We start from the raw sequence: 18,105 nt of genomic DNA, 5'->3' as shown, positions 1-18,105 counted from the left end.
AAACGCATGGCGAAGCCACGCTTACGGGGCCGAGGAAGGTGGCGAGGGGGAGGATGACGACGCCGGCGCGCTCCCCGCCGCTCGCCGCTCGATGACAAGCGCGACGCCGAGGGCAGCCACGACCATACCGGCCGCGCTCAACGGCGAGAGCGTTTCCCCGAACAGCAGCCACGCCATGACGGCAGTCGTCGGTGGTGTGAGATACATCAGACTCGACACCTTGGTCGCCGCGCCATGGCGAATGAGAAGAAAGAGCAGCGAGATCGCGCCGATCGACAGGGCCAGCACCGACCACGCCAGCGCGCCGATCATTTCGGCGTTCCAGCGCACTTCCATCGTTTCCAGCGCCCATGCGGCGGGCAGCGTCACAACAAAGGCCGCGCCAAACTGTACGACCGTGCCCACACGCAAGTCGAATTGTGCGCAGTAGCGCTTCTGATACAGCGTCCCTGCGGTGATCGCGACCAGACTCAGGACGCATAACGCTATCGTCCCCGCCCCTACGCCGCGAACGCCCACCTTGTTCGCGACCACGAGTCCGACGCCAACAAACCCGCACAACAGGCCGAGCCACTGGCGCCGCGAAACCGGCTCACCGACGACGCGGGCAAAAAGTGCCGTCAACAACGGTTGAATGCCGACGATCAGCGCAGCCAGCCCCGCTGGCGCACCCTGCTTGATCGCCGCCCAGACGCCACCGAGATATACCGCCTGAATCAGAATGCCGGAGACGGCCAGATGCATGAGCAACGGCCAGTCGATACCACCGATACCACCGATACCATCGATACGCGCGGTGGGGACGGCGTTGCCGGCATCGCGGGCATTCATCCCGCGCCTCGGCCAGGGCGTGCGCGTTAGCAGCACAACTGGCAACATCACGACCAGCGTGCAACCGAAGCGCCAGGCAAGAAACGTCAGCGGTTCGGTGTTCGGCATGCCATATTTGGCGACGATGAAACCGGTGCTCCAGATCAGCACGAACCACCATGGCATGGTCGCGGCCCAGATGGCACCGCGCTCGTGCTTCGCTTCAGTTCTCATATTGACGGCGTTCGGGGCGGCTGGCGGCAGGGTTCTGTGCTCACTCATGCGAGGGCACCATCGGCATAGGCGCGAGATTCGCGACGCTGCGTCCGCGCAAACCGGCTCGCAAGACGGATTGTGGCGAAGTGCGCGGCAACCGTCTGATCGATATCCCGGCCATAGCCCCCCGCCATGGCGATGGCGACCGGCAGTCCGCGTTCGGCGCACGCCGTGAGCACACGTTGATCGCGTGCAAGCAAACCGTCATGAGAAAGGGCAAGCCGCCCGAGACGGTCGTTTTCCAACGGATCGGCGCCTGCCAGATAAATGACCAGCGACGGGTTGAACTGCGCGAAGAGGTCCGTCAGGGCTTGACCAAGCGCGATGAGGTATTCGTCATCGCCGCAGCCGTCCGGCAGTGCGACGTCGAGATCTCCGCTCGCCTTGTGGAACGGATAGTTGTGCTCGCCGTGCAGAGACAGTGTGAAAACGCTCGGGTCGCGCTCGAAAATGGCGGCGGTGCCATTCCCCTGGTGTACGTCGAGATCGATGATCGCCACACGCGTGCCCGGCCCGAGTTCGGCCTGCATGGCACGGGCCGCCACGGCGGCGTCGTTGAAAACACAGAAACCTTCACCGCGATCGGCGTACGCGTGATGGGTACCGCCTGCCAGGTTCGCCGCCACGCCATCGACAAGGGCTGCGCGGCACGCCGCCACTGTCGCGCCTGCCGAGCGGCGTGAGCGTTCCACCATCTGGGCAGACCACGGAAAACCAATGCTGCGTTGCTCTTTCGGATCCAACTCACCCGCACTCACGCGGGCCACGTATGACGGCGAATGGACCCGCACAAGCATGGCGTCATCGGCAGGTAATGCTTCAACCAACGCGACGTCCGGCAACTCGCGTGCGACGCGTTCTCGCAGGCGGGCGTACTTCTCCATGGGGAACCGGTGTCCGGGCGGCAACGGAAGCACGAAATGATCGCTGTAAAACGCTTGCATCGATGCGGATGGCCAGTGAGTGCGACGTGCGAGAGCGCGTTGAATGACAGCGGCACCGGCGGACGGTGCGCGTGAGGCTGCACGCTAAACAAGCGCTTGCCAGATTCACGTGACCGCCCGCCAGTGCCGGAACGCATCGATAGTACCATCGCCCGGCAACGGGTGCGGAGGCACTAATTCAGTGCAAACCGAGGGAAAAATCCCGCCGCAGAGCCGCATCCACCAAGGCTTTTGGGGATCTCGAATGCCCACCGCAACGCGATGCACGGGTTCTGCCACGGGATCCCAAGTTTTTGATTTTTTAAGCTTTTGTTGAATTTGTGCACCGCACAAAAATCACTTGACAGCAGAAAAAATATCTCTACACTAGCAATTGTGCGATGCACAAAAAGAATTGCACCGAATTTGAGAAGGCCCCAACCGTGGTTTCACCGCCATAAGGTGAGAACCAACGAGCGAACACGGAGCGGGTCCATATGTTGTGTTTGACATCATAGGAGAACGCCATGTCGTTTCTGACCCCCGAGCAACTCGCCGCCGCCCATAAAGCCAATCTGGAAACCCTGTTTGGCCTGACCAACAAAGCCTTCGAAGGCGTTGAAAAGCTGGTCGAGCTGAACCTGCAAGCCGTGAAGGCATCGCTGGCCGAATCCGCTTCGACCGCCCAGAAGGCATTCGCCGTAAAGGACGCGCAAGAGTTGCTCGCTCTGCAAGCCAACCTCGTTCAACCGGCAGCCGAAAAGGCGCTCGCCTACGGTCGTCACTTGTACGAAATCGCTTCGTCGACGCAAGCCGAAGTGACCAAGGTGGCCGAAGCTCAACTGGCCGAAGGCTCGCAGAACGTGCAAGCACTGTTCGACAACCTGGCCAAGAACGCCCCGGCCGGTTCGGAGTCGGCAGTGGCACTCGCCAAGTCGGCACTGTCCGCTGCCAACAGCGCATTCGACAGTGTCCAGAAGGCGACCAAGCAAGCTGTGGAAATCGCCGAGACGAACTTCGCTGCAGCGACCAATGTCGCCTCGAAGGCTGCGGCTCAGGCGTCGCGTGCTGCCAGCGCCAAGAAGTAATCGAGCGCGTCCTGCCTTGACGAGGGACGCCAACGGTTTGTCGCTGTGTCCGTTGCGCTAGCAACCCAAGCGGTCACTACATCCAGTTGTCTCCTCGGTACCGCAGGTACCTTTCGAACCCGGCCTCGCGCCGGGTTTTTCTTTTTGGCTGCCCGGCCCTTCCTGCAGCGCAGGTTGCGTGTCGATTCACGACAAAAAAACCGCCATCCCTTTCGGAATGGCGGCTTCTTCCCGACATAGCTCGCGCGCAAAGGCGTTTTATGACTTCTTGCGCGGCGGCGGCACGTCGGTGCAAACCCCTTCGTAGATCTCTGCGGCCATGCCGACCGATTCGGCCAACGTGGGGTGCGGGTGAATCGTCTTGCCGATATCGACGGCGTCCGCGCCCATTTCGACGGCCAGACACAGTTCGCCGATCAGATCGCCTGCATGCGTGCCAACGATGGCGCCGCCCACGATGCGATGCGTCTCCTCGTCGAACAGAACTTTGGTGAAGCCCTCGTCACGCCCATTCGCAATCGCACGCCCCGACGCCGCCCACGGGAACACCGCCTTGCCGTACTTCACGCCTTCGGCCTTCAGTTGGTCTTCGGTCTTGCCCGCCCAGGCCACTTCCGGATCGGTATAGGCCACCGACGGGATCTGGATCGCGTCGAAATAAGCCTTCTCGCCTGCGGCGGCCTCCGCTGCCACATGCGCTTCGTGCACGGCCTTGTGTGCAAGCATCGGCTGACCGACGATATCGCCGATGGCGAAAATGTTCGGCACGTTCGTGCGCATTTGCTTGTCCACCGAAATGAACCCGCGATCGCCGACTACCACGCCGGCATTCTCCGCACCGATCTTTTTGCCGTTCGGGCTGCGGCCCACGGCCACCAGCACGAGGTCGTAGCGCTGTGCGTCCGCCGGGGCGGCTTCGCCCTCGAACTTCACGTAGATACCGTCGGCCTTCGCTTCGGCGCCCACCGTCTTGGTCTTGAGCATGACGCGACCAAAGCGCTTTTCGTTCATCTTCTGCCAGACCTTGACCAGATCGCGGTCAGCGCCTTGCATCAGACCATCGAGCATTTCCACGACATCGATCTCGGCGCCAAGTGCGCTATAGACCGTTGCCATTTCCAGACCGATGATTCCGCCACCGATAACGAGCATCTTCTTCGGGATCTGACGCAGTTCGAGCGCGCCGGTCGAATCGACAATGCGCGGATCTTCCGGCAGGAACGGCAGCTTCACCGCTTGCGAGCCGGCCGCAATGATCGCTTGGCCGAACTTCACGACACGCTTGTTGCCGTCCTTGTCGACGACCTCTACGTGATTGGCATCGAGGAACGTGCCGACACCGTGGACGACTTCGACCTTCCGCATCTTGGCCATGCCGGCCAAACCGCTGGTCAGCTTGCCGACCACGCTTTCCTTGTAGGCGCGCAGCTTGTCGAGATCGACTTCCGGCTTCGCAAAGGAAATGCCGTGATGGCCGAGCGACTGCGCCTCTTCGAGCACTGCTGCGGTGTGCAGCAGTGCCTTCGACGGGATACAACCCACGTTCAGGCAGACACCGCCCAGCGTGGCATAACGCTCGACAAGCACCGTTTTGCGCCCCAGATCAGCGCTGCGAAACGCTGCCGAGTATCCGCCCGGTCCCGCGCCCAGCACGAGTACTTCACATTCGATATCGGCCGCACCGGTATGTTTGGCGGCCACCGGAGCCGGGGCGCTCGACGCTGCCGCAGGTGCAGGCGCGGCAGCGGGTGCCGCGGCCGGTGCCGCTGCCGGCTCGGCCGGCTTGGCTGGCTTGGTAGTGGCGGCGTCTTCGGCTTCGACGATCGCGATCAGCGTACCTTCGCTGGCTTTATCGCCAACCTTGATCTTCACTTCCTTGACAGTACCCGCCACTTCGGACGGCACTTCCATGGAGGCCTTGTCGGACTCCAGCGTAATGAGCGACGCATCCTTGGCGATCTTGTCGCCGGGCTTGATCATCACTTCGATGACATCCACGCCCTCTGCACCGATGTCCGGCACTTTGACTTCAATGAGACTCATGCGGGGTCTCCCTGTCGCATTTATGACTTGATGGTGGTATCGATCGGAAACGCATGCACCTGAAACGGGCCCGACGAACTCTTGTCGAATTCGGCCCCTGCCTTGACGCCAGCCTCGGCGATGGCACGTGCGCTCAGATCCTGGTCGTAGAGGGCATACATGGCGCCGAGCGCGAAGTTGCGCCCTGAGCCGATCCCCCAGAACCGATCGAAAACAAATACTTCCCGGTAGGAATAAACCCCGTAGATCCCTGTGGGATTCGCGATCACGCTGGTGATCTGCGACGACTCGTACGGGTCGTCCTCCTCTTCCTTCGTGTTGAGGAAATACTCTTCCTTGAGCTTCTGATGGACGCGACAGAACGTGCGAAAGACCTCGTCACGCGAATGCAGACGGCATTCGTCCGCCATGCCGGAGAGAATGGCCCGCATCACCGGAAAGTGAGCCGTCGTGCCGGCCAGACCGACATACGAATCGCCCACGAGGAAAACCTTGCGGTTCTCTTCGTAGGATTGCGAGAGCCGAGTGTCGCCAAATGTGACGAGCGAATCGGCGGCAATGGCGATCTCGCCCGCCTTCTTGACGACGACTACGGTGGTCATGCTGCCCTCCCCGTCCAGAATCAGAAGCCTGCGCGAACCGCCGGTACGCTCATGCGCGACCGGCGGCCCATGCCATTACAGCATCGCGCGACGGAAGTCCGCCAACAGCTGGCCCAGATAAGCATTGAAGCGCGCAGCTTCAGCGCCGTCGATCACGCGGTGATCGTAGGACAGCGACAGCGGCAGGGTCAGTTGCGGCAGGAATTGTTGCTTGCTCTCATTCCACACCGGCTTCTGATAGGAACGCGACAGGCCCAGAATGGCCACTTCCGGCGCGTTGATGATCGGCGTGAATGTCGTGCCGCCGATACCGCCAAGCGACGAAATCGAGAAGCAACCACCTTGCATCTGGTCCGGCTTGAGCTTGCCTTCGCGCGCGAGCTTTGCCAACTCCGACGTTTCGCGAGCGATCTCGAACACGCCCTTCTTGTCGGCGTCGCGAACGACCGGCACCACAAGACCGTTCGGCGTGTCGGCAGCAAATCCGATGTGGAAATACTGCTTGAAGACGAGGTTGTCGCCGTCGAGACTCGCGTTGAAGGTCGGGAATTTTTTCAGGGCCAGCACGCAAGCCTTGATCACGAACGCAAGCATCGTCACCTTGATGCCGGCCTTTTCGTTTTCCTTGTTCAACTGCACGCGGAACGCTTCGAGTTCGCCGATATCGGCTTCGTCATTGTTCGTGACGTGCGGGATCATTACCCAGTTGCGATGCAGGTTCGCGCCGGAAATCCTTTTGATGCGCGACAGTGCCTTCGGCTCGACCGGCCCGTACTTCGCGAAGTCGACCTTCGGCCACGGCAACAGGTTGAGTTCGCCACCACCAGCCGGCGCTGCGCTTGCTGCCCCAGGTCGGTTGCCTGCGAGCGCGCTCTTGACGAAGTTGCGTACGTCCTCGACGACGACGCGGCCCTTCGGACCCGTGCCCTTCACTTGCGTGACATCGACGCCCAGTTCGCGCGCAAACTTGCGCACCGACGGGCTGGCATGGCTGATCGGCTGGCTGCCCGGTGCGGCAACAGGCGCAGCAGTCGCGGGGGCTGCTGCAGCCGGGGCCGGTGCTGGTGCCGGTGCGACGGACGGAGCGGCCGGAGCGGCCGGCGCCGGCGCTGCAGCGGGTGCTGCGGCCTTTGCAGAGGAAGCGGACGCCGTAGCAGCCCCTTCGAGCACGAGGATCAACGATCCTTCGGAGACCTTATCGCCGACGTTCACCTTCAATTCCTTCACCACGCCAGCTGCCGGGCTCGGCACGTCCATCGACGCCTTGTCCGACTCCAGCGTCACGAGCGACTGCTCGGCGGTGACGGTGTCACCCACCTTCACCAGCACCTCGATCACGGGCACGTCGTCGTAACCGCCGATATCCGGCACCTTGACGTCGATCTTGCTCGTACCGCCCGAAGCTGCCGGGGCCGGCGCTGATGCGGTGGCCGAAGTCGCAGCGGCAGGCGCTGCGGCCGGTGCCGGCGCAGCTTGAGGCGCGGCAGCGGGTGCCGTTGCCGGTGCAGCCGCACCGTTCGCTTGCGCGCCCGAGCCGTTCGCCGTCTCGAGCGTCAGGATGAGAGACCCTTCGGACACTTCATCGCCCACCTTCAGGTTGAGCGCCTTGATGACGCCTGCGGCGGGACTCGGCACGTCCATCGTTGCCTTGTCCGACTCCAGCGTGATCAGGGCTTGCTCGGCGTCGATCTTGTCGCCCGCCTTCACCAGCACTTCGATTACGGGCAAGTCCTTGAAGTCACCGATATCCGGGACTTTCACTTCGATCACTTGACTCATTTTCCACAGTCTCCTCTGGGCTACGCCTGACGTGCACCACGTGCCCGCCTGCCGCTGGGGGGCGGCCGGCAGACGCGCGCTGCACGTGGCGTGCCTTTAGACGGTCATCGGGTTGGGTTTATTCGGATCCAGGTTGTACTTGGCAATCGCCTCCGCAACCTTGCTGGCCGGCAGCGTGCCTTCGTCGGCGAGCGCCTTGAGGGCAGCGACCGTGACCCAGTTACGATCGACCTCGAAGAAGTGACGCAGCTTTTCGCGCGTATCCGAGCGGCCATAACCGTCGGTGCCCAGCACCACGTAACGTCCGCGAACGAACGGACGAATCTGCTCTGCATACGTACGGATGTAATCGGTCGAAGCGATAACCGGACCACGCGTATCGTTAAGGCACTTCTCGACGTGCGACAGACGGGCCGTCTCGGTCGGGTGCAGCAGATTATGGCGGGCCACGTCGTTGCCTTCGCGCGCCAGTTCCGTGAAGCTCGGGCAGCTCCACAGATCCGATTCCACGCCCCAATCGTTCTTGAGCATCTCGGCAGCAGCAATCACTTCGTTGAAGATCGTGCCCGAACCGAGCAGCTGCACGCGCGGCGCCTTGGCATTGTCGGTACCGCGACGGAACGCGTACATGCCCTTCAGGATGTCGTTCTCCACACCCTCCGGCATTGCCGGGTGTGCGTAGTTTTCGTTCATCACCGTCAAGTAGTAGTACACGTCTTCCTGATCCTGCACCATGCGACGCAGACCGTCCTGCACGATCACGGCGAGTTCATAGGCGAACGTCGGATCGTACGGCAGGCAGTTCGGAATCGACGACGCCCACAGCAGCGAGTGACCGTCTTCGTGCTGCAAACCTTCGCCGTTCAGGGTCGTACGCCCGGCCGTGCCGCCCACGAGGAACCCGCGAGCGCGCATATCGCCTGCCGCCCAGGCCAGATCACCGATACGCTGGAAGCCGAACATCGAATAGAAGATGTAGAACGGGATCATCGTCTCGCCGTGCGTCGAATACGACGTTGCGGCAGCGATCCAGTCACACATACCCCCCGCTTCGTTGATGCCTTCCTGCAGAATCTGACCATTCTCAGATTCCTTGTAGAACATCAGCTGGTCCTGATCCTGCGGAATGTAGCGCTGACCGACCTGGCTCCAGATACCGATCTGACGGAAGAGACCTTCCATGCCGAAGGTACGCGATTCGTCCGGCACGATCGGGACGATACGCTGACCCAACGCCTTATCCTTGAGCAGTACGTTCAGAATGCGCACGAACGCCATCGTCGTGGAAATTTCGCGGCCTTCGGCGGTGGCCTTGAGCAGTGCATCGAACGCGCTCAGTGCCGGCACCGGCAGCGAAGCCGCCTTAGTACGGCGCTGCGGCAGGTAGCCGCCCAGCTCCATACGGCGCGCACGCATGTATTCCAGTTCCTTCGAGCCTTCCTCGAACTTGAGATACGGCACGTCGGCAATCTGGTCGTCCGAGATCGGCAGCTTGAACTGATCGCGGAACTTCTTGAGCGACTCCACCGGCATCTTCTTCTGCTGGTGGGTAATGTTCATGGCCTGACCGGCTTCACCCATGCCATAGCCCTTGATGGTCTTGGCGAGGATGACGGTCGGCTGCCCCTTGTGGGTCGTGGCGGCCTGATAGGCGGCGTAGATCTTGTGCGGATCGTGGCCACCACGGTTCAGCGCCCAAATGTCTTCATCCGACCAGTCGGCAACCATGGCCTTGAGCGCCGGCGTGTTGAAGAAATGCTCGCGAACGTAAGCACCGTCTTTCGACTTGTACGTTTGATATTCGCCATCCACGCATTCCATCATGCGCTTCATCAACAGCCCTTGCTTGTCGCGGGCGAGCAGCGAATCCCAGCGGCTGCCCCAGATCACCTTGATGACGTTCCAGCCTGCGCCACGGAATTCCGATTCGAGTTCCTGGATGATCTTGCCGTTACCGCGCACCGGGCCGTCCAGGCGCTGCAGGTTACAGTTGATCACGAACACGAGGTTGTCGAGTTGCTCACGACCCGCCATGCCGATCGCGCCCAGCGATTCCGGCTCGTCGGTTTCACCGTCGCCGAGGAAAGCCCAGACCTTGCGGCCTTCGGTCTTCACGATCGCGCGCGACTCGAGGTACTTCATGAAACGCGCCTGGTAGATCGCCATGATCGGGCCCAGGCCCATCGAGACCGTCGGGAACTGCCAGAAGTCCGGCATCAGCCAGGGGTGCGGGTACGACGACAGACCGCCACCATCCACCTCCTGGCGGAAATTCTCGAGCTGGGTCATTTCGAGACGACCGAGCAGGAACGCGCGGCTATAGACGCCAGGCGACGAGTGACCCTGCACGAACACCAGGTCGCCACCGTGCTTGTCGGACGGCGCGTGCCAGAAATGATTGAAACCAACGTCGTAAAGCGTTGCGGCCGAGGCAAACGAGGCGATGTGACCACCGACGTTCGTGTCCTTGCCCGCACGCAGCACCATCGCGATCGCGTTCCAGCGCGTATACGAGCGGATCTTGTGCTCGATGTCCTGATCGCCCGGGATACGCGCCTGCTGGTCGACGGGGATGGTGTTGATGTAGGGGGTGTTGGCCGAGAACGGGTGGTGTTCGCCGTTGATGCGGGCGAACTCGATCAGCTTCTCGAGCAGGTAGTGTGCACGCTCCGGTCCCTCGGCAGCCAGCACGCCTTCGAGCGAGGCCAGCCATTCTTGCGTTTCTTGGGGATCGGCGTCCGCAGGGGATACGATCTTCAGGGCTTCTTCAGGTACGGCGGACATGGTGTCTCCTTGTCTGTCGTTAGCGGGTTGGCGTAATGGTCGTAACCCGCTTCATGGACGGGCCTACCGGCATTTTTTACCGGGGCATTGTACGAAGGATTTTCCTGCCTTCGCAAGCGAAATTTCAGATTACGATAGCAATTTTCATAATGCGGAATTCTGCTGCAGTGCACATAAAATCAATAGGTTGCCGAAACCATCAGACCACGAATTTCAGCCGTACCGATCGGTCTCATCACGACTTTGAGCGGCCTTCTTACCAAAAAGATCGGACACTTCCGAAAAGCGGCGCACCACCCACTATGACAGCGGGAAACGTGCCGGCCTGCGCTACAATCTCGCCATGCTTTCGCCACGCCTCGCAAACTCCTCCCCACCGTCCCGGTCCGCTGCTACGCCCGCCCGTTCCAACCGCTGGTTGCAGGGGTTCGCGGAGTCGCACTACTACTTGTTGGTGCCGCTCGTCTCCATTGTGATCTTCCTCGTCGTCATGAGTTTGATCCTCTGGAGCCTGAATCGCCGGGAGACGGAGCAACAGCAGGACACGCTTTATCGAAACGTTGCGTGGGCCCAGCAGCAGATACGCCTGAACATGCTGGCCATTCAGGACCAGATCAGTTCCCTGGCCCGCGATACGGCGGCCAAACCGCAGGACATCGCGCATTTCCAGAATACGGCGAGCGAGCTGATGCAGAATCATGCAGACATTGTCTTCATGAACTGGCTCGACGCCTCGCAACGGCCAAGGTGGGCAGTTCCGGCGGACTCGCCTTTCGCCTCTCGTCTCCAAGGATCCGCGCAGCATCCGATGGAAGACGAACTGCTGGTCGCGTTTCGCGCCGCACGCGATTCACGCCGATCTGCATACTCGACGCTCATCTACGACGCGTCCGGCGCCAGTTACATCGTGGTGCAAGTCCCCGTGCTGCGAGAGCGGGAGTTTCTCGGCACGATCAGCGCGGTGTATTCCGTCGAGGGCTTGTTGATCCACGAGCTTCCACAAGAGTTGGGCGACAAGTTCAAAGTGTCGTTCATCGACACGCACAACAACGAGCTGGCCACCACGTCCACCCGGCCACCATTGCCGCGCGACGTCTCCTACGAATTGCTGCTTGACCCGCCGGGGCACAGCCTGGCGGTACGCATCTACTCTTATCCCGCCGTCGGCAATTTCGTGAACAACACGCTGGTCTGGCTTATCGCCGGCTTGTCGTGCTTCGTGCTTTGGAGTCTGTGGAGTCTCTGGCGTCACACGCGCCAGCGATTCGAGGCGCAGCAGGCGCTGTTCAACGAAACGTCATTCCGCCGGGCGATGGAAAACTCCATCGTGATCGGCATGCGGGTGCTCGATCTTCAGGGACATATCACGTACGTGAACCCTGCGTTTTGCCGCATGACGGGCTGGGACGAACCCGACCTGATGAACCGTGCGCCGCCCTATCCTTATTGGCCCAAGGACGACATTCACGAGATGCAGCGCCGTATCGACATGACACTGCGCGGCAAAGCCCCGTCCCATGGCTTCGAGATTCGCGTTCAGCGCAAGGACGGCACGATTTTCTATGCCCGCATGTTCGTCTCGCCGCTCGTGGACGCGCATGGCCGCCAGACCGGCTGGATGTCGTCACTCACCGACATCAGCGAACCCAAGCGAGCGCGCGAGGAACTCGCCGCCGCCCATGAGCGATTCACGACCGTGCTCGAGAGCCTCGACGCGTCGGTGTCCGTGCTTGCCGTCGACAAAGCGGAGTTGCTCTTCGCCAACCGCTACTACCGACAATTGTTCGGCACACGACCGGAAGGTCACCTCGAACTGTCAGGCGGCGGAGAGCTTTCCCCGACCTCGCTCGATCACATCGACATGGTCGACGCATTCGCCGGTCTGCCCGCCGCCTCGCTGACGGACACGGCTGCGGAAACGCAGGAAATTTACCTGCCGACGCATCAGAAATGGTTTGAAGTCCGACGCCAGTACATTCAGTGGGTGGACGGGCATCTCGCGCAATTGCAGGTTGCTACGGACATTACCGCACGTCGTCACGCGGAAGAACTGGCGCGTCAGGAAGAAGAGCGACTGCAATTCACGGGACGTCTGACGACGATGGGCGAGATGGCCTCTTCGCTCGCTCACGAGCTCAACCAGCCACTCGCGGCCATCAATAACTATTGCATGGGCACCGCTGCGCTGGTGCGCGCGGGAAGAACATCACCGGAAACGCTGCTTCCCGCCCTCGAAAAAACGTCACAGCAGGCAGTTCGCGCGGGCATGATCATCAAACGCATTCGCGCGTTCGTGAAACGCAGCGAACCGAAGCGTCAACCGTCTTCCATCTATGAAATCGTGGCGGACGCAGTCGGTCTGGCGGAGATCGAGGCACGCAAGCGTCGCATTCGCATCGTGACGGAACTTCCGGCAGGACTGCCACAGATCAACGTCGATCCGGTGCTGATCGAACAGGTCCTCATGAACTTGCTCAAGAATGCCGCGGAGGCCATGCACGGGTACACGCCTCCGCCCGGTCAACGCCGTGATCCGACCGTCCGTTTACACGTAGAACGACGCGACAAGTCCATCGAGTTCCAGGTATCCGACCACGGACCGGGCGTCGACGAGGCGACGATCGAACGACTGTTTGAACCTTTCTTTAGCACTAAATCGGACGGCATGGGCATGGGCCTGAACATTTGCCGCTCGATCATCGAATCGCACCACGGCCGTCTGTGGGTAGAAAACAATGAAATCGACGGCGTGCGGAATGGTTGTACTTTTTGTATTCTGTTACCGTTAGAAAGCGATACGACATCCGGATCCGGGGGAGGACTATGACGACACCCAACATCAATACTGATCAAGAAACTGTCTTTGTCGTCGATGACGACGAGGCGGTCCGCGACTCGCTTCGCTGGCTATTGGAAGCCAACGGCTATCACGTGCGAGGATTTGGCAGTGCAGACGATTTCTTGCGGTTCTGCGCTGACGTCACGCAAAGCAACCGGCCAAACAATCTGGTGGGTTGCCTGATTCTCGACGTACGCATGCCCGGCATGAGCGGCCTGGAACTCCAGGACGCGCTGATCGAGCAAAACATCAATCTCCCGATCATTTTCGTGACGGGCCACGGCGATGTGCCGATGGCTGTCGAAACGATGAAGAAAGGGGCCATGGACTTCATCGAGAAGCCCTTCGACGAAGCCGAACTGCGCCTGCAGGTCGAAAAGATGCTGTCGAAGGCTCGGCAGGAAGCGAGCAGCCATCGGGAACAACAAGCCGCGGAAGAATTACTCAGGAAACTCACCAGCCGCGAGCATCAGGTGCTGGAACGCATCATCGCTGGTCGATTGAATAAACAGATCGCCGATGATCTGGGTATCAGTATCAAGACGGTCGAGGCGCACCGCGCCAACATTATGGAGAAGCTGAACGTCAACACCGTTGCCGATCTGCTTCGCCTCGCCCTGTCCAAGCGCTCCAGCGGGTCGCCTCGCCCTTGAGTTTTCTGATGTGCCGCTGAGTCGGCGCTGCGTCCGTCCTTCGGCCAGCGCCTGAACCAGCCGACCGACCGGTGCAATGCCGGTCGTCTGCCTTGATGAGCATCGAGATGCTTCCGTCGTGCCCCTTGCGCCGGGCTCTCCCGCGCACCTCCGCGCGCCGTTATAATACGGTCTTTGCGTTCGTCACCGCCGCTTGACGCGCACCGCCGCACCCGGCCCATGGCCAGCCCCCATTCTTCATACGACACCCACGCATCATGACTGCCACCCTCATCGACGGCAACGCCCTCGCCAAACGCATTCGCGCCGAAGTCGCCACACGCGCTGCTGCCCTCACCGCTCGCGGCCATCAACCGGGCCTCGCCGTCGTCCTCGTCGGCGATGATCCGGCCAGTCAGGTCTATGTACGCAACAAGGTCAAGGCCTGCGAAGACAACGGGCTGTATTCCTCACTCGACCGTTATCCGGCCGACCTGACCGAAAGCGCTCTGCTCGCTCGCATTGACGAATTGAATCGCGATCCGAAGATCAACGGCATTCTCGTGCAACTGCCGCTGCCGAAGCACATTGACAGCCACAAGGTGTTGGAAGCGATTGCCCCGGAAAAGGACGTCGACGGTTTTCACGTGTCGAACGCTGGTGCATTAATGACAGGCGCGCCGCTATTCCGCCCCTGCACGCCGTACGGATGCATGAAGATGCTGGAGTCGGTGCAGTTCCCCCTCCGGGGCGCTGTCGCGGTGGTGATCGGCGCGTCGAATATCGTGGGTAAGCCGATGGCGATGATGCTGCTGCAAGCCGGCGCCACCGTCACGATCTGCAACAGCAAGACGCGCGATCTAGCCGCACACACCCGCAACGCGGACGTGATCGTGGCGGCCGTGGGCAAGCGCAATATCGTCACCGCCGACATGGTCAAACCGGGCGCTGCCGTGATCGACGTTGGAATGAACCGTGACGACGAAGGCAAGCTCTGCGGTGATGTCGACTTCCAGGGAGTCAAGGACGTCGCAGGTTTCATTACCCCGGTGCCGGGCGGCGTCGGTCCTATGACCATTACCATGCTTCTCGTCAACACGATCGAAGCTGCAGAACGCGCATTGGGCTAACCTGCCGTCCATCATCGGCACGCGTTAGTCGCCGTTCTTCAAGGCGCGCATGGCCCACCGGCCGGCGCGCCTTTTTCATTCGGCAGTTTCCCGTGAACCTGGCCGGGGAACGACGGACAACGCCGAGTCTGGTCTCGGATCATCCCGAAAAAGGCGTTTGTAGCGAGTGACAAATCATCACGCCATTACGCGAAGATGGTCAGGCGATGACGGCGAATGCCTTGCCCGACAAGGCTGCGCCGCGTTTCCGCCCTCGTGGCAACCAATCGTTCCAGTTGAAAAAAACGACTGGAAAAATCCACAGGTTGCCCCCACACTCTTCGTAAGCCCCTTCAAGTGGATAACGAACGCATGAATACGCCGCAAACCAATCCTCTTCTCGACACCGAAGGACTCCCCCGCTTTGCCGACATCCGCCCCGAGCACGTGACGCCAGCCATCGACGTCTTGCTGGAGCAAGCGCGCGCCGCGGTGGACCGAGCAGCGGACCCGGCCACGCCGGCAACCTGGGCCAACATACTTGACGCCGTGGAAGACGGCACCGAAGGCCTCGGGCGCGCATGGGAGATCATTGGGCACCTGAATGCCGTCGCAGACACCCCGGCGCTGCGTGCCGCCTACAGCGAAAATCTGCCGCGAGTGACCGAATTTTCGGCGAGCGTCGGGCAAAACCTGGCGCTCTTCGAAAAATACAAGGCGATTGCCGCTGGCCCTGAATTTGCCGGGCTATCGGCTGCCCGTAAGAAAATCCTCGACAACGAAATGCGCGGGTTCCGCCTGGGTGGCGCAGAACTCCCCGAGGACAAGAAGCCTCGATTCGCCGAAATTCAAGAGGAACAGGCGAGCCTCGCCAAGAATTTCTCCGACCACGTTCTCGACGCGACCAACAAGTTCTCTCTGGTCGTCACCGACGAGCAGGAGATCGCTGGACTTCCGGAGGACGACAAGGCTGCGGCCCGCGCTGCCGCTGAACGCGACGGCGTCGAAGGCTGGAAATTCACCCTGCATTTCCCCTCGTATTTCCCTGTCCTTCAATACGCCGACAATCGAGCGCTTCGCGAGAAGCTGTACCGCGCCAACGTCACACGTGCCTCGGAGCTGGGCCCGAAATTCGGCGATGGCGAACCTGGGTGGGACAACACCGAAATCGTCGTAGAGCAACTTGCCCTGCGTCGCGAAGAAGCCCAGATGCTTGGCTTCAAGAATTACGCAGAAGTCTCGCTCGAACCCAAAATGGCTGAATCGCCGGCACAGGTCCTTGAGTTCCTCGAGGACCTTGCCCGCCGTGCGCGCCCATACGCCGAGAAAGACTGGGAAGAGCTCCAGGCTTTCGCAGCCAAGTCTCTTGGCATCGAGACGCTGCAACCGTGGGATACCGCCTACGCTTCCGAGAAGCTGCGCCAGCAACGATACGCATTTTCGGAAACGGAAGTTCGCCAGTATTTCCCATTGCCCAAGGTGCTGGAAGGTCTGTTCCGCGTGGCAGGGACATTGTTCGGCGTTACGATTGAACCGCAAGAGGCGGAAACCTGGCATCCGGACGTACGCTTTTTCCGTATTGAACGCGACGGCGAACTGGTGGCGCAGTTCTACATGGATCTGTTCGCTCGTGAAGGCAAGCGAGGCGGCGCATGGATGGACAGCGCGCGTACGCGCAAGCGTCTTCACGACGGCAAGCTGCAGACGCCGGTTGCCTACCTTGTCTGCAACTTCCCGGCACCGGTGGGCAACAAGCCAGCGTTGCTGCCGCATGATGACGTCATCACGTTGTTCCACGAATTCGGTCACGGCCTGCACCACATGTTGACGCAGGTCGAAGATGCCGGCGTCGCAGGTATCAATGGCGTCGAGTGGGATGCCGTCGAGTTGCCGTCGCAATTCATGGAGAACTTCTGCTGGGAATGGGATGTACTCGAGCACATGACTGCGCACGTCGATACCGGCGCTCCATTGCCGCGCGCGCTATTCGACAAAATGATCGCTGCCCGCAATTTCCAAAGCGGCCTGATGATGCTGCGTCAGTTGGTTTTCTCCGACTTCGACATGCATCTGCATTACGACTTCGACCCGCGTGGCAAGGAATCCGTACTGGAGCTGTCGCGTCGCATCAACGATCGTCTGCATGTCACCCCGCAGGCGGAGTTCTCGCGCTGGCCCAATACGTTCAGCCACATCTTCGCCGGCGGCTACGCAGCGGGGTATTACAGCTACAAATGGGCTGAAGTGCTGTCCGCAGACGCTTACGCCGCATTCGAGGAAGCCGCCAAGGTAAGCGGATCCGTTCTCGATACGGCAACGGGCGCCCGTTATCGCGATGAAATTCTTGCGGTTGGCGGCAGCCGCGAAGCCATGGAGTCGTTCATCGCGTTCCGCGGTCGCGCGCCGCAGGTCGATGCCCTGCTGCGTCATAGCGGCATGTCGGCAAGCTAAAGCCGGCAACTCGCCAACGAAAGCGGGCGTTCGACGTGAGTCGGCGCCCGCGCTTTGTATGGAGAGCGATACAAGAATGGGAAGCGGCGGCGCACCCCGATTCAACTGTCGTCGTCACAACCGTTCGGCCGCCAAACGTAACTGTGCGTCTCCTTGTCGAGACATTTCGCGGCCTGAAAGCGAACGGTGCAACCGTTCTCGTACGTTCGGATGCACTCCCCGTTGACGCACTGGGTTCGGGTTCGGACCACCTGGCCCGTTGGGATTCTGCACTGCACCGGAGACGACTGCGCCACTTTCGGCGGGGGCAAACGCTTTCCAGGACGCTGACCGCTATCGAACCACACCTGCACGCCTTCCAGCGAACACTGCCCTCCCCGCTGACACGCGATGAGTGCATCCTGTACGGCGGCTTCCTCTGTGTCGCCGAGCGCCATTCCAATTTCACCGTTACTGGCACGCACGACCGCCCAGTAGGCCGGACCGTTTCCCGCCATCAGCACCTCGCATCGGCCGCCTCGGCTACCCGACGCAAATCGGGATCTGCATCGCTCCAGGGCTGCCAGCTTGGCTTTCGCCATCGACGTCTGGTTCATCACGAACAGGTACTGCATCCCGCTCACTGATCGCACGCCGGCGACCGCAGATGCGGCATGACTCGATGCGCTCGCCATCCCCATCAGGCCAGCGACGCCGACGATGCAAACCGTGTGAAAAAGTCGAAACAACCGGATCATGAAGAAATGAATGGCACGGATTCCAGAGATGG

The 18,105-nt window shown here is 61.0% G+C and carries 12 protein-coding genes; 5 read left to right on the top strand and 7 right to left on the bottom strand.

Features of this window, described 5'->3' with window-relative positions:
- Window positions 1–21: 21 nt before the first annotated feature.
- Both PCA31118_RS14975 and PCA31118_RS14970 read right to left on the bottom strand, forming a co-directional pair.
- Window positions 22–1,044 (bottom strand): DMT family transporter, encoded by a 1,023-nt coding sequence (locus tag PCA31118_RS14975; protein WP_150625932.1) that lies wholly within the window; start codon window positions 1,042–1,044, stop codon window positions 22–24.
- Window positions 1,045–1,088: 44 nt separating this feature from the next.
- Entirely contained in the window at window positions 1,089–2,030 is a 942-nt protein-coding gene (locus tag PCA31118_RS14970; RefSeq protein WP_150625931.1) for a histone deacetylase family protein, read from the bottom strand.
- 506 nt (window positions 2,031–2,536) lie between these two features.
- On the opposite strand from PCA31118_RS14970, the gene PCA31118_RS14965 reads away from it, so the two are divergent.
- A complete protein-coding gene (locus tag PCA31118_RS14965) occupies window positions 2,537–3,097 on the top strand; it encodes a phasin family protein (protein ID WP_044455404.1) in 561 nt (186 codons plus the stop codon).
- A gap of 258 nt (window positions 3,098–3,355) precedes the next feature.
- Here PCA31118_RS14965 and lpdA read toward each other — a convergent pair whose 3' ends face one another.
- The 4 genes from lpdA to aceE all read right to left on the bottom strand — a co-directional run bounded on the left by lpdA (window position 3,356) and on the right by aceE (window position 10,305).
- Entirely contained in the window at window positions 3,356–5,140 is a 1,785-nt protein-coding gene (lpdA, locus tag PCA31118_RS14960) for a dihydrolipoyl dehydrogenase (protein WP_150625930.1), read from the bottom strand.
- A 20-nt stretch (window positions 5,141–5,160) separates the two neighbouring features.
- Window positions 5,161–5,742 carry an Ntn hydrolase family protein gene (locus tag PCA31118_RS14955; RefSeq protein ID WP_044457978.1) on the bottom strand — a complete coding sequence of 194 codons (582 nt, stop codon included), beginning with the start codon at window positions 5,740–5,742 and terminating at the stop codon, window positions 5,161–5,163.
- 75 nt (window positions 5,743–5,817) lie between these two features.
- Window positions 5,818–7,521, bottom strand: a complete 1,704-nt coding sequence (gene aceF / locus PCA31118_RS14950) for a dihydrolipoyllysine-residue acetyltransferase (RefSeq protein WP_150625929.1) — start codon at window positions 7,519–7,521, stop codon at window positions 5,818–5,820.
- 96 nt (window positions 7,522–7,617) lie between these two features.
- Complete coding sequence (gene aceE, locus PCA31118_RS14945) at window positions 7,618–10,305, bottom strand: pyruvate dehydrogenase (acetyl-transferring), homodimeric type (protein WP_150625928.1); 2,688 nt, start codon at window positions 10,303–10,305, stop codon at window positions 7,618–7,620.
- 343 nt (window positions 10,306–10,648) lie between these two features.
- Between aceE and PCA31118_RS14940 the strand changes: the two genes are divergently transcribed.
- From PCA31118_RS14940 to PCA31118_RS14925, 4 genes are all read left to right on the top strand, one after another.
- Window positions 10,649–13,132, top strand: coding sequence for a PAS domain S-box protein (locus PCA31118_RS14940; protein ID WP_246190236.1), 2,484 nt, complete (start codon window positions 10,649–10,651; stop codon window positions 13,130–13,132).
- A complete protein-coding gene (locus tag PCA31118_RS14935; RefSeq protein WP_150625927.1) occupies window positions 13,129–13,797 on the top strand; it encodes a response regulator transcription factor in 669 nt (222 codons plus the stop codon). The genes PCA31118_RS14940 and PCA31118_RS14935 overlap by 4 nt, the downstream gene beginning before the upstream one ends.
- A 257-nt stretch (window positions 13,798–14,054) precedes the next feature.
- Window positions 14,055–14,906, top strand: a complete 852-nt coding sequence (gene folD / locus PCA31118_RS14930; RefSeq protein WP_150625926.1) for a bifunctional methylenetetrahydrofolate dehydrogenase/methenyltetrahydrofolate cyclohydrolase FolD — start codon at window positions 14,055–14,057, stop codon at window positions 14,904–14,906.
- A gap of 351 nt (window positions 14,907–15,257) precedes the next feature.
- On the top strand, window positions 15,258–17,336 hold the full coding sequence (locus tag PCA31118_RS14925) for a M3 family metallopeptidase (protein ID WP_150625925.1): 2,079 nt from the start codon (window positions 15,258–15,260) through the stop codon (window positions 17,334–17,336).
- Window positions 17,337–17,437: 101 nt separating this feature from the next.
- On the opposite strand, the gene PCA31118_RS27670 is transcribed toward PCA31118_RS14925, so the two are convergent.
- Window positions 17,438–17,950, bottom strand: a complete 513-nt coding sequence (locus PCA31118_RS27670) for a DUF4189 domain-containing protein (protein ID WP_174990479.1) — start codon at window positions 17,948–17,950, stop codon at window positions 17,438–17,440.
- Between the last annotated feature and the right edge of the window lie 155 nt (window positions 17,951–18,105).

Origin of the sequence: Pandoraea captiosa, assembly GCF_902459775.1 — a bacterium.
GTDB classification, from domain to species: Bacteria; Pseudomonadota; Gammaproteobacteria; order Burkholderiales; family Burkholderiaceae; genus Pandoraea; species Pandoraea captiosa.
Note: the sequence above shows the minus strand (reverse complement) of the source record. Positions and strands in the feature narration are given on the sequence as shown.

Coding starts and splice junctions, on each gene's coding strand:
- PCA31118_RS14975 (WP_150625932.1), bottom strand. CDS start 1,044: ATGAGAACTGAAGCGAAGCACGAGCGCGGTGCCATCTGGGCCGCGACC.
- PCA31118_RS14970 (WP_150625931.1), bottom strand. CDS start 2,030: ATGCAAGCGTTTTACAGCGATCATTTCGTGCTTCCGTTGCCGCCCGGA.
- PCA31118_RS14965 (WP_044455404.1), top strand. CDS start 2,537: ATGTCGTTTCTGACCCCCGAGCAACTCGCCGCCGCCCATAAAGCCAAT.
- lpdA (WP_150625930.1), bottom strand. CDS start 5,140: ATGAGTCTCATTGAAGTCAAAGTGCCGGACATCGGTGCAGAGGGCGTG.
- PCA31118_RS14955 (WP_044457978.1), bottom strand. CDS start 5,742: ATGACCACCGTAGTCGTCGTCAAGAAGGCGGGCGAGATCGCCATTGCC.
- aceF (WP_150625929.1), bottom strand. CDS start 7,521: ATGAGTCAAGTGATCGAAGTGAAAGTCCCGGATATCGGTGACTTCAAG.
- aceE (WP_150625928.1), bottom strand. CDS start 10,305: ATGTCCGCCGTACCTGAAGAAGCCCTGAAGATCGTATCCCCTGCGGAC.
- PCA31118_RS14940 (WP_246190236.1), top strand. CDS start 10,649: ATGCTTTCGCCACGCCTCGCAAACTCCTCCCCACCGTCCCGGTCCGCT.
- PCA31118_RS14935 (WP_150625927.1), top strand. CDS start 13,129: ATGACGACACCCAACATCAATACTGATCAAGAAACTGTCTTTGTCGTC.
- folD (WP_150625926.1), top strand. CDS start 14,055: ATGACTGCCACCCTCATCGACGGCAACGCCCTCGCCAAACGCATTCGC.
- PCA31118_RS14925 (WP_150625925.1), top strand. CDS start 15,258: ATGAATACGCCGCAAACCAATCCTCTTCTCGACACCGAAGGACTCCCC.
- PCA31118_RS27670 (WP_174990479.1), bottom strand. CDS start 17,950: ATGCAGTACCTGTTCGTGATGAACCAGACGTCGATGGCGAAAGCCAAG.